The organism is Mesorhizobium sp. M00.F.Ca.ET.216.01.1.1 (assembly GCF_004010325.2).
Taxonomy (GTDB): Bacteria; Pseudomonadota; Alphaproteobacteria; order Rhizobiales; family Rhizobiaceae; genus Mesorhizobium.
The window spans coordinates 1-427 of the sequence record NZ_SADR02000143.1; the positions used below are offsets into that span (position 1 = coordinate 1).

A 427-nucleotide genomic window follows, 5' to 3' on the forward strand; every position below is an offset into this window, starting at 1 on the left:
GCAAGGCTTGCACGGGCTTGACCTCACCGTTGTCGCCGGCGCGGCCGTCATCGACGAGCGGGGCTACGACAATGTCATGGTCGCGATCTCCGCCGACGAGGCCCGTGTCCTCTATCGCGAGCGCATGCCGGTTCCGGTTTCCATGTGGCAGCCCTGGCGAGCGTGGTTCGGGCGAGACGGCGGAGCGCGCGCAAATCTCTTTGCAAACCCGGTTGTCGACCTCTCCGAAACGAGAATCGCGCCGTTGATCTGCTACGAGCAGCTCATCGTCTGGCCAGCTTTCCAGTCGATGCTGCATTCGCCCGAGATCGTCGTGGCGACCGGCAACGGATGGTGGACCGCCGGCACCTCGATCGTCGACATCCAGCGAGCCAGCGCGACCGCCTGGGCGAAGCTTTTCGGCACTCCGATCGTCATGGCATTCAAC

1 protein-coding gene is annotated in these 427 nt (G+C 64.4%); it reads left to right on the plus strand.

Features of this window, described 5'->3' with window-relative positions; translation table 11 throughout:
* Positions 1–427: nitrilase-related carbon-nitrogen hydrolase (locus EN859_RS35440; RefSeq protein WP_281015673.1), on the plus strand; the 427-nt coding region annotated here is incomplete at both ends.